General features: G+C 47.2%; 7 protein-coding genes. All 7 read right to left on the bottom strand.

Translation table 11 applies throughout. The annotated features are described in order from the left end of the window. Nucleotides 1-188: Hsp33 family molecular chaperone HslO (locus AC5OW4_RS14455; protein ID WP_493677137.1), on the bottom strand; the 188-nt coding region annotated here is incomplete at its 3' end. A 275-nt stretch (nucleotides 189-463) separates the two neighbouring features. After that, complete coding sequence (locus AC5OW4_RS14450; protein WP_072685482.1) at nucleotides 464-874, bottom strand: PTS sugar transporter subunit IIA; 411 nt, start codon at nucleotides 872-874, stop codon at nucleotides 464-466. After that, nucleotides 867-1862 carry an amidohydrolase family protein gene (locus tag AC5OW4_RS14445; RefSeq protein ID WP_234973207.1) on the bottom strand — a complete coding sequence of 332 codons (996 nt, stop codon included), beginning with the start codon at nucleotides 1860-1862 and terminating at the stop codon, nucleotides 867-869. Before AC5OW4_RS14445 ends, AC5OW4_RS14450 begins: the two co-directional genes overlap by 8 nt. 116 nt (nucleotides 1863-1978) lie before the next feature. Further along, nucleotides 1979-2611, bottom strand: a complete 633-nt coding sequence (locus AC5OW4_RS14440) for a YczE/YyaS/YitT family protein (RefSeq protein ID WP_072685479.1) — start codon at nucleotides 2609-2611, stop codon at nucleotides 1979-1981. 1 nt (nucleotide 2612) lies between these two features. Then, complete coding sequence (locus AC5OW4_RS14435; RefSeq protein WP_072685478.1) at nucleotides 2613-3431, bottom strand: PTS system mannose/fructose/sorbose family transporter subunit IID; 819 nt, start codon at nucleotides 3429-3431, stop codon at nucleotides 2613-2615. After that, the gene (locus tag AC5OW4_RS14430) at nucleotides 3432-4223 is read right to left on the bottom strand and encodes a PTS mannose/fructose/sorbose/N-acetylgalactosamine transporter subunit IIC (protein ID WP_006057420.1); all 792 of its coding nucleotides are present in this window, start codon (nucleotides 4221-4223) and stop codon (nucleotides 3432-3434) included. A gap of 1 nt (nucleotide 4224) precedes the next feature. Next, nucleotides 4225-4731 (bottom strand): PTS sugar transporter subunit IIB, encoded by a 507-nt coding sequence (locus tag AC5OW4_RS14425; protein ID WP_072685477.1) that lies wholly within the window; start codon nucleotides 4729-4731, stop codon nucleotides 4225-4227. Nucleotides 4732-4914: the final 183 nt, after the last annotated feature.

Genomic DNA, 4914 nt, shown 5'->3' with positions numbered 1-4914 from the left:
CTTCCGATCTCCGTCTTTAACATGCTGCCCAAGATCGCGGTGATCGTCAGCACGCGGCCTAACGCCGCCGCACTGGTCGGCCACAGATCATGCTGCTTCCGCGCCTGTTCCGCCAGCTGCGTGGAGGTGCAGGTCAGCACCCGAATATGCCCGTTCGCACTGATTGCGTGAATTAATGTATCGTTCATTGAAAAAACCTCTTTTCTAGCCTGTTTTTTTGCACCCTAAGTTTATTATTAAACCCGGCGCTTGTCAAACATCCTGATCTGCTTCGCGAAGATATTCCAGCATCAAAACAAAAATAAACCGGAAAATGCTTTACTTGAAAAACACCTCTTTGCGTTCTGGCTTTAGAATTCCCTCAAATAATATAAAAAAGGAAGAACTATCCTAAACCAGAATTACCTCTTCCTTATTTTAAATTATTGGCCTTCCAATTCGTTTATCCCAGCCTGGCAGTTCCTCAAAAGAATGCTTCAGCTTCTGATTCCTTCAAGATAACCCGGCTCATTGATTGCCTGGCCTGTTCAATCATAATATCTAATTGCGCTTCACTCAAATACGCTTCATTCCACTCCATTAATTCCAGAAGCAAGGAAAAGTTGAAGCCCGAAATCAGCTGGATATTTTTTCTTTCGCTCATCACGCGGGCCATGATTTGATTAACACTGCCGCCATACAGATCGGAAAGAAATAGAATCTGTTCCGCATCGTTCTGCTTCGCTAAATAATTGCGAATCTGTTTCTCAAAATCTTGTTCATCGGTATACGCATCAATCGCCATCAGTCGGTCGCAAGGACCGGTGAAAAATTCAGCTGACGCCTTCATACCGCTGGCCATCCGATCATGACTGGCAATTAAAATCTTAATCATTCTGATAACACCATTCACCCTCGATCATCGTTTTCCGGACATGCAAGCCTTCATCCATGATGACTAAATCTGCCCTGCGGCCAACTTCGATCTTCCCGCGATCTTTTAAATTCAAAGCTTTAGCCGCATTTTCAGCACACAAGGCCCCGATTTCTTCTAATGTGAAACCCCTTTCGCGTAATGTCCGCATGTTCTCATCAAAAGAATGCGCTCCTGTCACCAGTTTCCCGTTAACATCACGAACCGCTCCATCCTTCAAAAACACTTTCTTATCCCCCATTTGATATTCACCGTCAGGGCACCCCAGCAGGCAGGAACTATCAGAAACCGCTACGAGATGATCTAAGCCTTTGCATCGGATCATCATTCTTAAAAACTCCGGCGCGACATGAATACAATCGCAATTCACCTGCATTGCCAAATCATCTTCCAACAAACACTGAACGACCCCTTGTGAAAGATGATGATCGATCGCCGGAAAACCATTTGGGAAATGATCGGTCAGCCGTGCACCGCGGGCGACAGCCTGATGAATGATATCCGGACTTCCTTCTGAAAAGCCGATAACAGGAAGCATCCCCTGTTCCACTGCCCAATCAATCCATTCCAGGCCGCCGTCCAGTTCAGGCGCGATCAGGGCCGAAAAAATCAGCGACAGATCCTGCCCCGCTAACGCCCGAGTATGTTCCGGTGTGGGCAGCGTCGGCGGAGCGTAATACGAAATCGATCGGTTTTTATAACCGGTGTATAAAAAGATCCCTAAGATATCGCTTCCCAAAGAACCCTTTGCTTCCCTGATTACCTGAACCGCCTTTTGCGATGTTTCAATATCGTCGGCGATCGGCGTCGGCGTAAAGCTTGTTACTCCGTATCGGGGCAATGCCGCACAGATTTTTCGCATTGCCGCTGCGCTTTCCCCGCAATTAACCTGCTCCGCTCCATGAATATGCGTGTCGATAAACCCTGGAAAAATCAGAGCCCCTTGCACATCAATCTTTTCTTCATCCTGCAGCCGCGGAGCTATTTCTGAAATTTTCTTTCCGGTGATTCTCAAGTCAGTTTCATGAAACTGGCCGTCAATAAAAACTTTACCATGAACAATAATCAAATTCTTGCTCCCTTCTTTAAATACGTGTGAAATAAAGCCATGAACCGATCCACCAGCGGACCAAACATAAGCATACTGACAATCGTGCCTTCCCGCAGCGTCATTTCCCCTTGAAATCCGAAAACAAGAATCAGAATCATCAAGATGCAGATTCCATCCAAGCTCTGTCGGCATTTCCCATACGCATGGTTTGTCACCTGCGAAACGGCCAGAACCAGGCCGCCGACTGGAAAGGTCACAATATTCAGGCTGAGGATCAGGGCCACTGCCGCGGCATTGATCCCATTGCCGACAAGCAGGAATATGATCGAAAGACCATAGGTTGGAACGGCCAGCTGGCTAAGGATGTCATAATAGAAGAAGTTGACCAGACTGCCGAGCAGAAAGGCCATTCCAAACTGAAGCAGCTGCAGCGGCTTGAACGCTTTTCTTAACAACAGGATTTGTCCTATGACGCAGAGACTGTTCGTCATCATTCCGAGTGTACCGATCTTGATTCCGCACAGCTGCGCCGCACACTTGCTCAGCGCATCCCAGGCGCCAACTCCGATCCCGGCTTTCAATATAAGCGACGAACCGAGCGCGGCAAAAGGGATGGCAAGGATCAGGCAGACGATCTGCCGCAGCATATCAGAAAATACCCAGGAATGCCAGAATCAGAGAAATAACCATAATGCTGAAAATCAACATCGCCGGTCGTTTGCCTTTTCGAATCAGGTTCATCAGAACAAAGAGCAAAACGATGGACAGGAAACCCGGCATGATTGAATTGATCACGTCGTTGACCACAACCGCGGCTTCCCCGATCTGAATCGTCCAGGCCAGCGGAACATTTACCATTTGAGCCGCCATAGCGCCGACCATGCCCACACCTAAAATGGAAGCTGCCTTCGTAACCGCCTTGATCAATCCGGTTTCAAATACTGTATTGATAAAATCCGTACCTGCATGAAACCCAATATGCAGGAAATACCAGCGCAGCAGCATCTGGGAACCGCCATAAATGATCGCGAAAATGATCGATCCGAGCAGATTTCCCTGCGCCGCCAGACCAATTCCAATCCCTGCGGCGATCACGCGGACGCAGTTGAAGAAGAAGGCGTCGCCGATCCCCGCTGCCGGTCCCATTAACGCAACTTTTATACTTTCTATGGTATCAGCGTCCACCGTCCCTTTTTCTTTTCTTTCTTTTTCCATCGCAAAGCACAGTCCCGCGATAAAGGGCAGGAAAACCGCATGTGTATTGAAGAAATTATTATGCCTCAACAGTGTCCGGCAGCGTTCCTCCTCGTCATCTTTAAAAATTTCATTGATCGCCGGAGCCATGGTCAGGGTAAAAGCATTGCCTTCCATCTTTACCATATTAAACGTCGCAAAGCAACATCCTGACCGCCAATACATAGAATTTAAAATCTTCTTTTCCGCCGATGTTATCTGATTTTTCGCCATTTAGAAAAAATCCTCCTCTTGACTCTCTTTGACGTTTTTAGAAACGGCTGAGATTTCAATAAATCGCTTCTCGTTAAAGAAGACACACAGCGCTACGACCGCCAATAAAATCGCGATCGGAAGTGTACCCAGCCCCAGATACTTGGCCAGAACAAATCCAACAAAGAAGAATCCGCCGACTTCCTTCGACCAGATCATTGTCATCAAAATTGCAAAGCCAACCGCTGTCATCATTCCACTGGCCGCATTAAATCCGTTCAGCACCCAGCCTGGCAGAGAATTAAAAACAGTTTGGATTCCTTCGATTCCATAAGCGATGCTGAGAAACAGAACAAGCATCTGGGCAATCCGCTGCAGGAATAAATCAAACAAGACAACCTGCCGCCCCATTTTTTTCGTATTTCCCGAAGCCGCTAATTTCTCCCAGTAAACGGATAATGAAGCATAGAATGGCGTTAAGATATTCGTAAAGGATTGCATAAGTGTACCGATCGGCAGTGAAAGCATAACGCCGGTGGCAATATCGCTGCCGGTCAGAATGGAGTAAGCGACGGCGATGATGGTTGCCGGACATGGATCTGCCGGCGTGGAGCCGCCGATATTGCTGACGCCCATGTAGATGCCTTCAATCGCGCCGCCCATGATGATTCCAGTCCTCAGATCGCCTAAAAGCAATCCGGTGATCGGCCCGCAGATTAGCGGCCGTGTAAATAAAGCCCAGCTAAAGCAGGTAAAGTCCATAGCCCCTGCCAGCCAGAAGACGAAGGTACAGATTAACGCACTTTGCAGCATTTTAAATTCCCCCTTTATGCGTAAACCACTGCGCAACATTTACCGGTGCTTCCTCCGGTACTGTTTGATAGATACAAGGAATGCCGGTTTCGATCAAAGATAGAAAATCCGAGGCTTCCTGTTCGTTGCAATAAATATTCTTAGAATATCGTCTGCGGGAACGAAGTACTTCTTCTTTTCCAATCCTGCCATAGTTTCCGACATTGATCATTTCAATGTCCTGCAGCTCGCTGACGATCAGCCGGGCATCATGCGGGCAATCCACTAAAACCAGAATTCTTAACTCCGCACAGCGGGGATCCTTCAGTAAAGCAATCGCCTTGCCAATCGGCAAAATAGCGGTTTTCACCTGATCGGGGGCAGCCATTCGCAGCGTATTCTGAATCAGCGGACTTGACGCAGCCTGATTATTGGCGACCACAATCCGATTGATGTTGTAATGCTTAGACCATTTAATCGCAATCTGGCCATGAATCAGACGTTCGTCGATTCGAAATAGAGTGATCATTCTCTTCTCCTCCCACCTCTCAATTTAAGCGCTTTCATGAGATACTTTTATTATAGGAACACTGTTGTTTTTAAGAAACAAAGAAAAATACTCCTTTAAAAGAGTACTTTTCAGCGTCGCTGATAAAAATCAACGAATTAAATTAATTTTTAATTCCGCTCTGACCAGATCGGAAGAGCACAC

The sequence above is a fragment of the Holdemania sp. genome, from assembly GCF_986127675.1.
This window is presented reverse-complemented; position numbering and strand designations above follow the sequence as displayed.